This is a genomic window from Nonomuraea sp. NPDC049625 (genome assembly GCF_040675285.1).
GTDB lineage: Bacteria > Actinomycetota > Actinomycetes > Streptosporangiales > Streptosporangiaceae > Nonomuraea > Nonomuraea angiospora_A.
In genome coordinates, this window is record NZ_JBFAOQ010000015.1 from 70,617 (window position 1) to 85,583 (window position 14,967).

A 14,967-nucleotide genomic window follows, 5' to 3' on the forward strand; every position below is an offset into this window, starting at 1 on the left:
CACGCCTCGGGGGTGGCCCTCGCGTCCCTCGCGTCCCTCGCGTCCGTCAGGGGGTGAGCGACCGTCTCGCGTCTCTCGCGTCCGTCACGGGGTGAGCGACCGTGCCCCGGCCGCCGAGGTGCTGCTGATCGTGACCCCCGCCGCGCCACGGAGCCGCCTTTGGGGTGGTGCCTGACCGTGGCACCCACCGCGCCACGCTCTACGCCGGTGGGTTGGTGCATTCCACCGTCGGGGTGCCGACCTCGACCCTTGCCTCATCGCGCACCCGTCGCCCGAGCGATGCCGATGCCGCTCCTTCGACGCTGCACCCGCGTGGGGCCGTGGCGTGGCGGGCTGTGAGATGAGCACACTCGGTCGTTGCGTAATTGTTGGGATACCGGGTGTGCCGCCACCGCGAGTAGTACTACACTGCGTAGAGCACCGCCAAGTCGCATCCAAGCGAATCACAAGATCGTGTTCCTAGGCTGAGGCCTGCTCCTTGGGGAGTAGCGCGAAATCAACTCGGGGCGGACGCGTGACCACCGAACGAGCAGCCATGCTCTCAAGGGTCAGCATCGTCCAGGGCGGGCGACGGAACACAAAGAGCAAGCCGTGGAGGAAACCGATGCGCCTGCGTCACAATGACGGAACGCTCGTTCACCTCGCCTACAACGCGGGCATCCACCCTGCCGAGGACCTCGAGAACCTGATCGCCCACCTGACCCGCTACGCCGTCCCGGTGCGCAAGCGGCTGGGCGTGGAGCGGATGGGCATCGGGTTGTGGCTCTCGCCGAGCGTCGCCGACCACCTCACGGCCGACCGCATCGAGCTCGTACGGTTGCGCCGCTCCCTGGAGGAGCGCGGCCTGGAAGTCGTGAGCCTCAATGGCACCGGCGGCCGCAACCAGGAGGTCCCCGGCCCCGACTGGGCCAAGCCCGAGCGCTACCGCTACACCATGGCCCTGGCCAAGATCCTGGCGTTCTTGCTGCCGGAGGACGTGCGGTTCGGGAGCATCTCGACGATCCCGATCGGGTGGCGCCGCGACTGGCCCGCCGACCTGCACTCGATCGCCACCCGCCGGCTGGAGCGCCTGGCGCGCGAGCTGCGCGGCATCTACAGCGTGACGGGGAAGACCATCAGGGTCGGGTTCGAGCCGTGGCCCGGATGCGTGCTGGAGACCACCGAGCAGGCCCTTGAGCGGGTCGGCGGCATCGACTCCGAGCACCTGGGCGTGTGCCTGGACGCCTGTCACCTCGCCTGCGGGGCCGAGGAGCCGGGCGCGGCCCTGAAGGGGCTGGCCGCGGCCGGCGCGCCGGTGGTCAAGCTGGGGCACGTGCACAACCACACGGGGGAGACGCCGAGCACGGGGGCCGTACTGCATGACACGCTGATGGCCATGCTGTCGGGCGCGGTGAGCGGCAGTGCGCACATCGAGGTCGAGACGCACAACCTGACCGTGCCGGGGCGCGCCAAGGGGCCGGGTGCCCTGGTGTCGCTGCTGGCCGAAGAGCTGGCCTGGGCCCGTACGAACCTGACCAGCCTGGGCCTCCAGCTGGCCGCCTGAGCACGGCCTGCATGAGCACCGCCCGGGCTGAACACCGCCCGGGCCGAGCGCTGCCGAGCTAGGCGTTGCCCGTCTCAGCGCCGCGCCTGAGCGCCCGCAGTCTGCGTCCGGCGCCTAAGCCCGATGCCTACGCCCGGCGCCTGGACGGTGGCCACCTGAGCCCTGCCCCGACGGCTGCCGAATGAGCCCGGGTGGGGTCCGTATGACAGCGGTCGGAGACAGCGGGCGTCGCAGGGCGGTCTGACCGGCGGGGATCGCGGGGCTGGCGGTCGACCGGGGACGGGGGCGCGTCACAGGCTGCCGAACCAGCCCGGGGTGTCGAGGCGCCAGAGGTTGGCCGGGGTCATTCTGCGCAGGTCCGACTCCAGGGCCTGCAGGCGGTCCTCTCCGAGCTCGGCGGCCCAGCGGGCGCGCAGTGTGTCGAAGATGCGGGCCGACCGGTCCAGGGCGTCTATCCCGTACGGAGTGAGCCGGACGATCTTGCGTCTGGTGTCGTGGGGATCGGCGGTGCGTTCCACGTAGCCGATGCGTTCCAGGGTGTCGATGGTCTTGCCCGCCGCCTGTTTGGACACCCCGAGCGTGCGGCCCAGTTCGACGGCCGTGGTGCCGCCCGGGCCGATCGCCTGCATGACGAACCCGTGCATGGGCCGTATGTCCGGATGCCCCTGCCGGGCGAGCTCGGCGTGGAGCTCGTCGATCAGCATCCTGAACGCGAGCAGCAGGCGCAGCGGAAGTTCGAAGCCTGGACTTGACATGATAGACAACCTGGTTAACTATATAGACAACGTAGTTGCCCATCTTAAAGGAGTTCATCGATGTCTGTTGTCATGGCCGCCGATTCCCGCAAGACCGAGACGCCCAACGGCGTCATGACCACCCTCGCCTCCCCGACCCAGGGCGGGGCGGTGGGCCAGGCCATGTGGCGGGTGGACGCCAAGCCGGGCATGGTCGGGCCGGTGCACGCGTTCGACGTCGAGCTGGTGTGGACCTGGCTCGACGGGTCCGCCGTCGTCGAGCTGGGCGGCGAGCGGTTCGAAGTGGGCCCGGGGGACACCATGGTGCTGCCGGCCGACGTGAGCCGCCAGATGTTCGCGGACCCGGAGCGCGGGTTCGTGTCCATCGTGGTCGCCCCCGCCGGGGCGCGGGCCTACAACCCGAGCGGGGTGTCGGAGCCGGACGCCTGCGACCTCGCGCCCAAGGACGTGGAGCGCATCGTGCCGCTCTGGGTCAGGTAGTCGCGTGGGGGAGGCGGTAGGTGCCGTCGTCCAGGTGCTCGGCCAGGCCGTCGGTGATCAGGCCGTCGAGGGCGCGCTCGCGCTGGACGGCGTCGTCCCACACCACGTCCAGGGCCGCCTTGGGGACGGGGCCGTGGGCCTTCCGCAGCACCTCCAGGAGGCGGCCCCGGCACTGCCGGTCGGTGCCCGCGTACGTCTGGCCCTTGCGCGCGGGGCCGGCGTGCGGCGGCTTGCCCGCCAGACGCCAGGCGCACACCTGGCTGATCGGGCAGTCGGCGCAGCGCGGGGCGCGGGCCGTGCAGACGAGGGCGCCCAGCTCCATCACGGCCACGCCCCAGCGGGGCGCGCCCAACTCGGGCAGGAGGGTCTCCGCCAGCCGCCGCTCGGCCGCTGAGGTGGCCGTGGGAGGGTATTCCTCCGCGCGTACCGCCCTGGCGAAGACCCGCCGGACATTGGTGTCCAGGACGGCGTGGCGGCCGCCGTAGGCGAAGCTGGCGACCGCGGCGGCGGTGTACTCGCCGATGCCGGGCAGGGACAGCAGGGTCTCGTGATCGGACGGCACCTCGCCGCCGTGCTCGTCGGTGATGGCCCTGGCGCAGGCGTGCAGGCGCAGCGCCCGGCGCGGGTAACCGAGCCGCCCCCAATGACGTACGGCCTCTCCCGGCTGCTCGGCGGCCAGCGCCCCGGGGATGGGCCAGCGCTCCATCCACTCGTGCCAGATGGGCAGCACGCGTACGACCGGGGTCTGCTGGAGCATGATCTCGCTCACCAGCACCCCCCACGGGGTGGCGTCGGCGGCGCGCCACGGGAGGTCTCGGGCGTTGTCCTCGTACCAGTCCAGAACGGGGATGTGCAGGAGGTTCGGCTCAACCACGGGGTCAAGCGTATTCGGAGAAGAAGGCCCCTCGGCGTGTCGTCACTCGTTGTAGCCGCATGGCTACCATCCTGTGCCTATGGATCCGGATACTATGCGCGGCGACGGCGGTGACGTCTACTGGCGGCGCCGGATGAGCGTGCTGGTGGCGGTGCTCGTCGTGGTGGCCGTCGTGGCGTGGGCGTGCTCCAGCGGGGGCAGCGGGCCGGAACGCACATCCAGCGCGAAATCGTCACCGAGTGCGACCCCCGCCGTCGATCCCCTGCTGGCGGGCCTGCGTACGCTCGCGATGGGCACGGCCAGCCCGTCCCCGTCCCCCTCCGCCCCCAGGCCGACCCCCCCGGCGCTCCCCAGGCACCCCGGCGACCCCTGCACCGAACAGGACCTGGTGCTCAGCATGCAGGGCGGCAGGGAGCCGATCTACACGGGCGAGAGCCAGCCCACGTTCCTGGTCACCCTGGTGAACACGGGCTCCGTGATGTGCACCGCCGACGTGGGACCGCGCGCCATGGAGATCCGCATCACCTCGGGGGCCGACCGCATCTGGTCCACCGCCGACTGCGTCAGCGGGGCGGGCTCGGAGGTCAAGGAACTGCAGCGCGGGGTGCCGTACGTCCGGTCCCTGGTGTGGAACCGGCACCGCTCCAGCTCCGACTGCCGCTCCACCCCGGCCGCCGCGCTGCCCGGCACGTACGTGGCCACCGTGCGCATGGGCCAGCTCCGCACCGTCAAGGGCGTTTTCCACCTCCGCTGAGGCGGTTGCGCATATGTCGCGATTTCTCCACACCTGATCTGGACTCACAGTAGAGTGACCCGGTCATGTGATCATGGAGGAGTCGTTATGAGGCAGACGATCGGCCGTTCGGTTCTGCTGGTGGCGCTGGCGGCGGGCCTGGTGCCGGTCGGCGTCGCCTCCTCGGCGTCCGCCGCCGTGCAGAGGCCGGCCTTCGGGCCCTTCGGGTACGGCAACCTGAAGCTCGGGATGACCGCCGCGAAGGCGAGAGCGACCGGGAGGATCGTGCACAAGCCCGACGGGGACTCCGCCAGGTGCACGACGTATGACCTCAAGGAGAGCCCGTACAACGAGTACCGCGTGGGCATGTACATCTCGAAGAAGCTCGGCGTGGTCGTGATCGTCGCACCCGCCGGCGCCAGGACCCCCAAGGGCATCGGCATCGGCTCCACCAGCACGCAGCTCAAGGCCGCCTACCCCAGGCTGCGGCGCGGCCCGGGCGGCTACCCCGCTGCCACCGTGCCCGGCAACAGGAAGGCGTACTACGTCTTCAACGAGCGCAAGGGCGAAGTGGTCGAGATGAGCCTGGTGCTGGCCAAGCAGGACTGCCTCAGGGTCAACTGAGAACTTCTAACAGAATGATCTAGGAACACGGGTGATCGCTCCCGAGTCGATCGCGGCGTGACGAAGGGCACGCAGCCGCCATGGGCAGTTCCGGATGTGTTGCCGGTGGTGCCTCGTCGTGCCGATCACCCTGGGCGCAAGCGCCTGGAGGACCACAAGGTGCTGTCGGGCCTCTTGTTGTGATCGACCGGTGGTAACCGCAACGACGTCACCCAGCTGATGCCGCCCGTGCGCGGGCGGCGTGGCCGCCCCCCGGCCGACGGCCCAAGGTGCTGTACGCCGACAGAGGCTACGACCACGACAAGTACCGACGGCTGGTCTGGGCCACCGGCGTGAAGCCGATGATCGCCCGCCGAGGTGCCGGGCATGGCTCCGGCCTGGGCGTCCACCGCTGGATGATCGAGCAGACCATCGCACCGCCGCACTGGTTCGGTCCTCTGCGTATCCGCTGGGAGATCCGCGATGACATCCACGAGGCTTTCATGGCCCTCGGCCCGCTGATCATTGTGTTGGAGGTCCTTAGTCGTGAGGACCGGACCGGGCTCGGATATTCGGTGGTCTGCCCGCCTCCTGAGGACGCAAGATGAGGCGCATGACTCTGGCCACCCCCATACTGCACACCGCTCGCCTGCGACTGCGCCCCTTTACCGACGCCGACGCGGACGCCCTCTTCGCGCTGCACAGCAGCGTCTACGTGCTGCGCTACTGGGACTCCCCGCCGTGGACCGAACGGGCCCGCGCCGAGCGCTTCATCGCGGCTTGCCGGAAGATGGCGGACGAAGGCACCGGGGCGCGGGTGGCCATCGACCGTGTTTCTGACGGGGCCTTCGTCGGCTGGTGCGGTCTGACCCGATGGAACCCGGACTACCGCAGCGCATCACTGGGCTACTGCCTCGATGAGGCGATGTGGGGCCACGGCTTCGCGACGGAGGCCGCGCACGCGTTGCTGCGGTGGGCATTCGACACAGTGGATCTGAATCGTGTTCAGGCCGAGGCCGATACGCGCAACGTGGCATCTGCCCGGGTTCTGGAGAAGATCGGATTCGTACGTGAAGGGACGTTGCGGGAAGACTGCATCGTCAACGGCGAGGTGTCCGACTCATGGGTGTTCGGGTTGATCAGGCGAGAGTGGCAGCCGTCGGCCGTGCCGATTCCTGCCTGTTAAGAGCTCCGAACCACCTCATTGTGTCAGGAGCTCTGAGCGCAGCTTGGGCGCCGTGGGTTGGCCCTGAGGAAGGTGAGAACCGGTTCTGGGGGTTCCCTGGCCGGCTGCGATCGCGCCTGTCGCCGAGGTCGGGGTTGCCGCTGGTTGGGTCGAGCGAGCCCCTGTCCGTGGCCCTCCGGCGTCTCCTCCTGGAGGGCGAACGCAGGCTCGTCCGTAAGGCAGCCGGCTGAAGGCGACGGAGCGGAGCGGCTTGCTTTAGACGTAGCGCTCCAGGATGGAGGACTCGGCCAGGCGGGAGAGGCCCTCTCGGACGCTGCGGGCGCGGGACTCTCCGACCCCGCCCACCGCCTGAAGATCGTCGATGCTCGCCGCCAGCAGCTTCTGCAGGCCGCCGAAATGGTTGACCAGGCGGTCGACCACCGTGGCCGGGAGGCGGGGGACCTTGGCCAGGAGGCGGAAGCCGCGGGGGCTGACCGGGCTCTCCAGCTTGTCGGCGCCGGTGTGGCCCAGGACGTGGGCGACGGCCGAGAGGTCGAGCAGCTCGCTGCCCGACAGCTTGTCCAGGTCGTGCATCGCCTCGACCAGGCGTCGCTGGCGGCGGCCCGAGGGGGCGGGGAGGTAGTCGCGGATGACCAGCTCCCGCTCCGAGTCGACCCCGGCCACCAGCTCGTCCAGTTGGAGGGACAGCAGGCGGCCGTCCGTGCCCAGCTCCACCACGTAGCCCTTGATCTCGTCGGAGATCCGGCGGACCATCTCCAGCCGCTGGGCCACCGCGGAGACGTCTCTGACCGTGACCAGGTCCTCGATCTCCAGCGCCGACAGGGTGCCGGAGACCTCGTCGAGGCGGTGCTTGTAGCGCTCTAGGGTGGCCAGGGCCTGGTTGGCCTTGGAGAGGATGGCCGCCGACTCCTCCAGGACGTAGCGGATGCCGTCGAGGTAGAGGGCGATGATGCGCATCGACTTGCTGATGGCGATGATGGGCAGGCCGGTCTGCCGGGCCACGCGCTGGGCGGTGCGGTGGCGGGTGCCGGACTCGTCGGTGGGGATGGACGGGTCGGGCACCAGGTGCACGGCGGCGCGTACGATCTTGTGGTCGCCGCTCAGCACGATGGCGCCGTCCATCTTGGCCAGCTCGCGCAGCCTGGTGGCGGAGAAGTCGACGTCGAGCTCGAAACCGCCGCTGCACAGCTCCTCGACGACCGTGTTGTAGCCGAGCACGATCAGCCCGCCGGTCTGCCCGCGCAGGATCCGCTCCAGGCCGTCGCGCAGAGGTGTGCCCGGGGCCACCGCGGCCAAGGCCTCGCGACGGCGGTCGTCCAGACTCCTATCCACCTGACCCCCGTGTCGATCGGTCACGCTCAGCTTAGCCGCGCTAGGTCACGTGCGTGAGGGCGTCCCAGACGTTCTCCGCCTGCACCACCTCGAACCCCGGCGCGAACGCCACCGGCCCCACGGGCACCAGAGCACGCTGTCCGTTACGCTTGCGGCCGGCTTCTTCGAGCGATCCGGTCGGCACGAGGGCCCGCTTGAAACCGAGCCTGGCCGCCTCCGTCAGCCTCCTGCGTACGTCCTTGACCGGGCGCAGCTCGCCGGCCAGACCCACCTCGCCGAGCGCGACCAGGCCCGGCGGCAGCGGTTTGTCGCCGGCGGCGCTGGCGACGGCGAGCATGACCGACAGGTCGACGGCCGGGTCGGCCAGCTTGATGCCGCCCACGGTCGCGGTGAACACGTCGCAGCCGCCGAGCCGGGCGTTGAGCCGACGCTCCAGCACCGCGAGGATCATCTGCACGCGGTAGGTGTCGAGCCCCGACGACGTGCGCCTGGGCTGCTGCGCCTCGGTGCGGGCGACCAGGGCCTGGACCTCGGCGGGAAGCGGGCGGGTGCCCTCGACCGTGACGGTGACGCAGGTGCCGGGCACCGGCTCGCTGCGCCGCGAGACGAACAGGCCGCTCGGGTCGGTGATGCCCTCGATGCCGCGCTCGTGCAGGTCGAAGCAGCCGACCTCGTCGGTCGGCCCGAAGCGGTTTTTGATCGCGCGCACCATGCGCAGCCTGGAGTGGCGGTCGCCCTCGAAGTTGAGCACGACGTCGACCAGGTGCTCCAGCGTGCGCGGGCCCGCGATCGAGCCGTCCTTGGTGACATGGCCGACCAGCACGGTGGCCATGTTGCGCTCCTTGGCCAGGCGGACCAGGTTGGCGGCCACCTCGCGCACCTGCGTCACCCCGCCGGGCACGCCGGTGGCCTGCGCCGAGCCGATCGTCTGCACCGAGTCGACCACCAGCAGCGTGGGCTCGACCTTCTCCACATGGGTGATCAGGGCCGACAGCTCGGTCTCGGCCGCGAGGTAGAGGTGGTCGCGGATCGCGCCGATGCGGTCGGCCCGCAGCCGCACCTGGGCCGCCGACTCCTCGCCCGTCACGTAGAGGACCTTCTCGCGCTCGGCCATGCGGGCCGCGGCCTCGAGCAGGAGCGTGGACTTGCCGATGCCCGGCTCGCCCGCGAGCAGCACCACCGCGCCCGGCACCAGGCCGCCGCCGAGCACCCGGTCGAGCTCGCCGACGCCGGTCGTGCGCGCAGCCGCGACCTCGGCCTTGACCTGCCCGATCGGCACCGCGGGCCCGGTGGTGGCGCCCGCCTGGACGACATTGGCGCCGGCCCGCGCGCCCTCCTCCTCGACCGTGCCCCACGCCTGGCACTCGCCGCACCTGCCCACCCACTTGGTGGTGCGCCACCCGCACTCGGCGCAGCGGTATCCGGGCTTCTGGGCAGTCTTGGCCATGTCGAGCAGGCTAGCGGGACGTGCCGACAATCTTCGACAGGTAAGAGGCGGAGCCCCGTGTTACGCCAGGCCCAGCTCGGAGACCAGCATGCGCTTGGGCTTGGCCCCGACGATCTGCTTGACCGGCTCGCCGTTCTCGAACAGCAGCATCGTCGGGAGGCCCATCACGCCGTAACGGGCCATGATCTCCGGGTTTTCGTCGGTGTTGAGCTTGCCGATGGTCAGCCCGTGCTCCGCCTCGATCTGGTCCAGCACCGGCGCCACCATGCGGCACGGCCCGCACCACTCCGCCCAGAAGTCGACCAGCACCGGCTTGTCGCTCTTGAGCACCTGCTCCTCGAAGTTCTCGGTGGTCAACGTGATCATGTCTATCCCCTTACGAAGCAACCTGGGCACGATTGCGCGAGCTGGGCGGCGACCTCGGCACGGCGGGCGAGCAGGACGCGGATCTCCTCGTCGATCTCGTTGAGCTTGCGCTCGTAGACCTCGACCGACTCCGCGCACGAGCCTCCCGAGCTGTGCCCCCGGCGCAGGCAGTCGATGAACGGCCGGGTGTCCTCCAACGTGAACCCGATGCTGAGCAGCGCCCGGATCTCGGACACCAGCCTGACGTCGTCCTCGCTGTAATCACGGTAGCCGTTGGACCCGCGACGGGCTCTGAGCAGGCCGTGCTGCTCGTAATAGCGAAGTGAGCGGGTGCTCACCCCCGTACGTTCCGCCAGCTCTCCGATGCGCATGCCTTCACGGTAAACGTTGACACCGACGTCAATGTCAAGCCGCGAGGGAGCACCGCCGCGAACTCAGTAGTAGCGCCAGCGCAGCACGTTCGGGTAGGGGAGCTCCAGGCCGGGCGTCTCGGCGATGGCCTGTTCGGCCACCTCGGGCGTGAACTCGATGCGCAGCACCGCCTCCAGGTCCGCCCGCCGCTCGAAGGCCATCCTGAGGTCCAGAGGCCGCCGCTGCCAGCCCTGGCGGTCCCAGAACGACTCGACCTCCCGGACGGAGTACGTCGGCACCGTACGCGAGAACCAGCGGCCGAACGCCCCCCGCGTGGCGTCGAGGTCGAGGACGAAGGCCGCGCCGCCGCGGCGTACCACCCGGGTCAGCTCGCGCAGCCCCGGCTCGCAGCCGGGGCCGAAGAAGTACGCCCAGCGCGCGACGGCCACGTCCACGCTCGCGTCGGGCAGCGGCAGGTTCTGGGCCGTGGCGGCGTGGACGGCCACGTTGGCCAGCGCGGCGCAGCGGCGTACGGCGACCGCGGCCAGGTCGCCGTGCGGCTCCACGCCGACCACCTGCGCGGCCTCGGACGCGAGCGCGGGCAGGTGGAACCCGGTGCCACAGCCGATGTCGAGCACGGTGGCGCCGTTCCAGGGGCGCAGGGCGCGCATCGCCGCGTCGGCCGCGCCCTCGGGGTCGACGGCGCGGTTCTCCAGTTCGTAGATCTGGGGCGTGTTCCAGATGTTCGGGCTGGGGATCGCACCTTTCGCTATCCGTGGCATGCCCCAAAGTTAAGCCAGCCGCCGGGCGCGGCTCACCAAAGGGGCTTTCGCGCCAGATCGGCTCCACCGGCTTAGGCTGGCAGCGTGGCTGATGTCATCCGCGTGCCCAATGCGAAGATCGCATTGTCCACTGCTTCGGTATATCCGGAACGCACTCCCGACGCGTTCGAGCTGGCCGCGCGCCTGGGTTACGACGGTGTCGAGATCATGGTGGGCGCAGACCCCGTGAGTCAGGACATCGACGTGATCGAGCGGCTGTCCGACCACTACAAGATCCCCGTCCTGGCCATCCACGCGCCCTGTCTGCTGGTCACCCAGCGCGTCTGGGGCCGCGACCCCTGGGCCAAGCTGGTCAAGGCGCAGAAGGCCGCCGAACGGCTGGGCGCCTCGACGGTCGTGGTCCACCCGCCGTTCCGCTGGCAGCGGGAGTACGCCCGCGAGTTCGAGACGGGGCTGGCCAGGATGCGTGACGAGACCGACGTCACGTTCGCCGTCGAGAACATGTTCCCCCTGAAGGCCAGGGGCAACGACGTGGTGCCCTACTCGCCCGACTGGAATCCGATCGACTACGACTTCCCGCAGGTCACGCTCGACCTGTCCCACACGGCCGTGTCCGGCTCCGACGCCATGGAGATGGCCGTCAAGCTCGGCGACCGGCTGGCCCACCTCCACCTGGCCGACGGCCTCGGGGTGACCAACAAGGACGAGCACCTCGTGCCCGGCAGGGGCAACCAGCCGTGCGCCCCGATGCTGGAGCGCCTGGCCAACACCGGCTACTCGGGGTTGGTCGTGCTGGAGATCAACACCCGCAAGGCGGCCAGCCGCACCGAGCGGATCGACGACCTGGCGGAGGCGCTGGCGTTCGCCCGGCTGCACCTGGCGGCCACCTCATGAACATAGGGCCGATCAGGGGTCTGGGCAGGATGTTCGAGCGGGTGGCCGACGCGTACGACGCGGGCCGGCCCCACTATCCCGACGAGCTGTACCGCGCCCTGACCGAGGTGACCGGCGTCGACCTCGACGGCGCCACCACGGTGGACGTCGGCGCGGGCACCGGCATCATGACGCGCGCGCTCAGGGCCCGCGGCTCCCACGTCATCGCGGTCGACCCGGGCGCGGAGATGCTGGCCCGCCTGGTCTCCCGATCGGAGAGCGGGACGCCCTCCGTCGCGGCCGTGCTGGCCGACGGCAACGCGCTGCCGCTGGCCGACGGCGTGGCCGACCTGGTGACGTACGCGCAGTCGTGGCACTGGCTCGACCCCGTGGCGTCGATCGCCGAGGCCCGGCGGGTGCTGCGGCCCGACGGGGCCATCGTGGGCTGCTGGAACTTCAACCACGCGGCCCAGGCCGCATGGCTGGCCGCCTACGAGGCCCGCCTGGCGGAGGCGGTGCCCACCTACTACGGGCCGGCGGTCGAGCAGTGGTCGGCGCCGCCGATCGCCGCGGCCTTCGAGGTGGTCGAGGAGCGCTGGATCCCCTGGACCCGGCTGGTCGGCATCGAGGACTTCCTGCTCGACCTGCGCTCCCACTCCTACATGGCGGCCCTGCCGCCGGAGGCCGCCGACGAGCTGGTCGAGCGGCAGCGCGCCGAGCTGCGCAGGGAGTTCCCCGAAGGCGTGCTCTCCGTCCCCATGCGCGTCTACCTGGCGGTGGGTAGGTGACGGGTGACGGTCGATAAGAAGCGGCCTGGGCGCAGGCCCGGGTCGGCTGACACGCGGGGGGAGATCCTTGCCGCGGCCAGGAAGGTGTTCGCGGAGAAGGGGTTCGACAAGGCGACCGTGCGCGGCATCGCCCGCGAGGCCAAGGTCGACCCCGCCCTCGTGCACCACTACTTCGAGACGAAGGAGGGCATGTTCGCGGCGGCCATGCGGCTGCCGTTCTCTCCCGAGACCATCGTCAAGGTGCTGGTCGAGGGCCCGCGCGAGGAGGTCGGCGAGCGGCTCGTACGTATGATCCTGCAGGTCACCGCCTCCCCGGAGACGCGCGAGCCGATGCTGGCGCTGATCCGCTCGGCCATGACCAACGAGCAGGCCGTCACGATGGTCCGCGAGTTCTTCACGAACGCGCTGCTCTTCCAGGTGGCCGACCGGATGGAGGTGCCGCACCTGCGGATCGAGGCGGCGTTCGCGCAGATGTTCGGCATCGTCATGGCCCGTTACGTGATCAGGCTGGAGCCGCTGGCGAGCGCCGGTCATGACGAGCTCGTGGAGGTGCTCGCGCCGACCATCCAGAGGTACTTCACCGGCTAGAGCATTGTTCTGCCAAAGTCGATGACCATAGGGTATGTCGCGTACGCCGGAAATGTTACTCGCGGGTAGGATCCGGGTAGCGGTCTGAGCGACGGGTGACCGTACGCTGACAGCCAACGTCGTCTGTGGGAGGACCCTGTGCTCTGGGTAGCCATCATCGGGCTCGTGATGACCGTCCTCGCGGTGGCCGTCGCCGGCCGCAGGGCGTTGTTCCTGTTCAAGCTGGCGACCGTGGGGCCGCCCGCGCCCGAGCGGATCGACTACGCCAAGTCTCATGCGGCCGATGAGGCGAAGGCGCAGCTGGTCGAGGTGTTCGGGCAGAAGAAGCTGCTGAAGTGGACGCCGTCCGGCGTCGCGCACTTCTTCGTCATGTGGGCGTTCTTCATCCTGCTGACCGTCTACATCGAGGCGTACGGCGCGATCATCCAGGGCGCGATCACCGGCACGCCCGACTTCCACATCCCGCTGATCGGCACCTGGGCCGTGCTCGGCTTCCTGCAGGACTTCATCGCGGTCGCCTGCGTGCTCGGCCTGGTCGCCTTCGCGGTCATCCGGCTCAAGAACTCCCCCGACAAGCTCGGCCGCCGCTCCCGCTTCTCCGGCTCCCACCTCGGCGGCGCGTGGCTCGTCCTGTTCATGATCTTCAACATCATCTGGACGCTGTTCCTGGCCAGGGGCGCGTCGGCGGCCAACGGCAACTTCCCCTACTCCTCCGGCGCGTTCGTCTCGCTCGCGCTCGGCGACGTGCTGCCGGACAGCGCGCTGCTGGAGGAGATCGCGCTGCTGCTGCACATCGGCTTCATGCTGGTGTTCCTGGTCATCGTGGTGAACTCCAAGCACCTGCACATCTTCACCGCCCCCCTCAACGTGCTCTTCTCGCGCCGTCCCGACGGCCTGGGCGGCGCGCCGGAGATGCGGGTGGCCGGCAAGGTCGTCGACTTCGAGGACGAGGACCTCGACCCGGAGAAGCTCGGCCGCGGCAAGATCGCCGACACCACGTGGAAGGGCTTCCTGGACTTCTACTCCTGTACGGAGTGCGGCCGCTGCCAGTCGCAGTGCCCGGCGTGGAACACCGACAAGCCGCTGTCGCCGAAGATGCTCATCCTCGACCAGCGTGACCACGCCTTCAAGGTGGCCCCGTACCTGCTGGCCGCCCAGCAGGGCGTCGAGCACAAGGACACCGACGTGCTCGCGCTGCTGGAGAAGCCGCTGGTCGGCGAGGACGGCGTGATCCACCCCGACGTGCTCTGGTCGTGCACCAACTGCGGCGCCTGCGTCGAGCAGTGCCCGGTGGACATCGAGCACATCGACCACATCCTCGACATGCGCCGCTACCAGGTCATGGTGGAGTCGTCGTTCCCGTCCGAGGCGGGCGTGATGGTGAAGAACCTGGAGAACAAGGGCAACCCGTGGGGCATGTCCGAGATGAAGCGGGCCGACTGGATCGAGGAGCTGGACTTCGAGGTCGAGCTCGTCGAGGACAAGATGCCCGAGGACGCCGAATACCTGTTCTGGGTGGGCTGCGCGGGCGCGCTCGAGGACCGGGCCAAGAAGACCACCAAGGCCGTGGCGGAGCTCCTGCACATCGCGGGCGTGAAGTTCGCGGTGCTCGGCCCGATGGAGGCGTGCACCGGCGACCCGGCCCGCCGCCTGGGCATGGAGTACCTGTTCAACATGCTCGCCCAGCAGAACATCGAGACCCTCAACGAGGCCGGCGTCAAGAAGATCGTCGCCACCTGCCCTCACTGCTTCAACACCCTGGCCAACGAATATCCGCAGCTCGGCGGCACGTACGAGGTGGTGCACCACACGCAGCTGCTGTCGAAGCTCGTGGACGAGGGCCTGCTCACCCCGATCACCCCGATCGAGGAGAAGATCACCTACCACGACCCGTGCTTCCTGGGCCGCCACAACAAGGTTTACTCCCAGCCCCGCGACATCATGTCCAAGGTGCCGGGCGTGCAGACCCAGGAGATGCACCGCCACAAGGACCGCGGGTTCTGCTGCGGCGCCGGCGGCGCGCGCATGTGGATGGAGGAGCGCATCGGCAAGCGCATCAACACCGAACGCGTGGACGAGGCGCTGACCACCGATCCCGACACCGTCTCCACCGCCTGCCCGTTCTGCATGGTCATGCTCGGCGACGCGATCAACGAGAAGAAGAACAACGGCGAGGCCAAGGAATCGCTCGAAGTCGTGGACGTCGCCCAGCTGTTGATCAAATCGGTCAAGGGCGCTTCCTGACCGAGGATTGTCGGACTCCTCC

General features: G+C 69.7%; 16 protein-coding genes and 1 pseudogene. 10 read left to right on the forward strand and 7 right to left on the reverse strand.

Features of this window, described 5'->3' with window-relative positions:
- Positions 1-604: 604 nt before the first annotated feature.
- Positions 605-1,543 carry a TIM barrel protein gene (locus AB0J87_RS46405; protein WP_350723731.1) on the forward strand — a complete coding sequence of 313 codons (939 nt, stop codon included), beginning with the start codon at positions 605-607 and terminating at the stop codon, positions 1,541-1,543.
- Between the two features lie 290 nt (positions 1,544-1,833).
- On the opposite strand, the gene AB0J87_RS46410 is transcribed toward AB0J87_RS46405, so the two are convergent.
- Positions 1,834-2,298, reverse strand: a complete 465-nt coding sequence (locus AB0J87_RS46410) for a MarR family winged helix-turn-helix transcriptional regulator (protein ID WP_363977740.1) — start codon at positions 2,296-2,298, stop codon at positions 1,834-1,836.
- A 60-nt stretch (positions 2,299-2,358) separates the two neighbouring features.
- Between AB0J87_RS46410 and AB0J87_RS46415 the strand changes: the two genes are divergently transcribed.
- Entirely contained in the window at positions 2,359-2,778 is a 420-nt protein-coding gene (locus tag AB0J87_RS46415; RefSeq protein ID WP_363977743.1) for a cupin, read from the forward strand.
- Here AB0J87_RS46415 and AB0J87_RS46420 read toward each other — a convergent pair.
- Positions 2,771-3,652: an A/G-specific adenine glycosylase gene (locus tag AB0J87_RS46420; RefSeq protein WP_363977746.1), complete on the reverse strand. Its 882-nt coding sequence runs from the start codon at positions 3,650-3,652 to the stop codon at positions 2,771-2,773. The genes AB0J87_RS46415 and AB0J87_RS46420 overlap by 8 nt on opposite strands.
- 79 nt (positions 3,653-3,731) lie before the next feature.
- On the opposite strand from AB0J87_RS46420, the gene AB0J87_RS46425 reads away from it, so the two are divergent.
- The 4 genes and pseudogenes from AB0J87_RS46425 (at position 3,732) to AB0J87_RS46440 (ending at position 6,174) form a co-directional block, all read left to right on the forward strand.
- A complete protein-coding gene (locus tag AB0J87_RS46425; protein WP_363977749.1) occupies positions 3,732-4,406 on the forward strand; it encodes a hypothetical protein in 675 nt (224 codons plus the stop codon).
- Between the two features lie 87 nt (positions 4,407-4,493).
- Positions 4,494-5,009, forward strand: coding sequence for a hypothetical protein (locus AB0J87_RS46430; protein WP_363977752.1), 516 nt, complete (start codon positions 4,494-4,496; stop codon positions 5,007-5,009).
- Between the two features lie 186 nt (positions 5,010-5,195).
- Positions 5,196-5,596: pseudogene (locus tag AB0J87_RS46435) on the forward strand (hypothetical protein); the annotation flags it as partial.
- Positions 5,597-5,601: 5 nt separating this feature from the next.
- Positions 5,602-6,174 (forward strand): GNAT family protein, encoded by a 573-nt coding sequence (locus AB0J87_RS46440; protein WP_363977755.1) that lies wholly within the window; start codon positions 5,602-5,604, stop codon positions 6,172-6,174.
- A gap of 255 nt (positions 6,175-6,429) precedes the next feature.
- Here the strand turns inward: AB0J87_RS46440 and disA are convergent, their stop codons facing one another.
- From disA to AB0J87_RS46465, 5 genes are all read right to left on the reverse strand, one after another.
- Positions 6,430-7,506: a DNA integrity scanning diadenylate cyclase DisA gene (gene disA, locus AB0J87_RS46445; protein ID WP_363977758.1), complete on the reverse strand. Its 1,077-nt coding sequence runs from the start codon at positions 7,504-7,506 to the stop codon at positions 6,430-6,432.
- 40 nt (positions 7,507-7,546) lie between these two features.
- Positions 7,547-8,953 (reverse strand): DNA repair protein RadA, encoded by a 1,407-nt coding sequence (gene radA / locus AB0J87_RS46450; protein ID WP_363977761.1) that lies wholly within the window; start codon positions 8,951-8,953, stop codon positions 7,547-7,549.
- Between the two features lie 60 nt (positions 8,954-9,013).
- Entirely contained in the window at positions 9,014-9,319 is a 306-nt protein-coding gene (gene trxA / locus AB0J87_RS46455; protein ID WP_350723718.1) for a thioredoxin, read from the reverse strand.
- Between the two features lie 2 nt (positions 9,320-9,321).
- The gene (locus tag AB0J87_RS46460) at positions 9,322-9,690 is read right to left on the reverse strand and encodes a MerR family transcriptional regulator (RefSeq protein ID WP_350723717.1); all 369 of its coding nucleotides are present in this window, start codon (positions 9,688-9,690) and stop codon (positions 9,322-9,324) included.
- 63 nt (positions 9,691-9,753) lie between these two features.
- Positions 9,754-10,452 carry a class I SAM-dependent methyltransferase gene (locus AB0J87_RS46465; RefSeq protein WP_363977765.1) on the reverse strand — a complete coding sequence of 233 codons (699 nt, stop codon included), beginning with the start codon at positions 10,450-10,452 and terminating at the stop codon, positions 9,754-9,756.
- An 84-nt stretch (positions 10,453-10,536) separates the two neighbouring features.
- Here AB0J87_RS46465 and AB0J87_RS46470 point away from each other — a divergent pair, with 84 nt between their 5' ends.
- The 4 genes from AB0J87_RS46470 to AB0J87_RS46485 all read left to right on the forward strand — a co-directional run bounded on the left by AB0J87_RS46470 (position 10,537) and on the right by AB0J87_RS46485 (position 14,945).
- Positions 10,537-11,346 carry a sugar phosphate isomerase/epimerase gene (locus AB0J87_RS46470; protein ID WP_350723713.1) on the forward strand — a complete coding sequence of 270 codons (810 nt, stop codon included), beginning with the start codon at positions 10,537-10,539 and terminating at the stop codon, positions 11,344-11,346.
- Positions 11,343-12,113: a class I SAM-dependent methyltransferase gene (locus AB0J87_RS46475; RefSeq protein WP_363977769.1), complete on the forward strand. Its 771-nt coding sequence runs from the start codon at positions 11,343-11,345 to the stop codon at positions 12,111-12,113. The genes AB0J87_RS46470 and AB0J87_RS46475 overlap by 4 nt, the downstream gene beginning before the upstream one ends.
- Positions 12,114-12,116: 3 nt before the next feature.
- A complete protein-coding gene (locus AB0J87_RS46480) occupies positions 12,117-12,701 on the forward strand; it encodes a TetR family transcriptional regulator (RefSeq protein ID WP_363977772.1) in 585 nt (194 codons plus the stop codon).
- Positions 12,702-12,839: 138 nt separating this feature from the next.
- Positions 12,840-14,945, forward strand: coding sequence for a (Fe-S)-binding protein (locus tag AB0J87_RS46485; protein ID WP_363977775.1), 2,106 nt, complete (start codon positions 12,840-12,842; stop codon positions 14,943-14,945).
- Positions 14,946-14,967 lie beyond the last annotated feature (22 nt).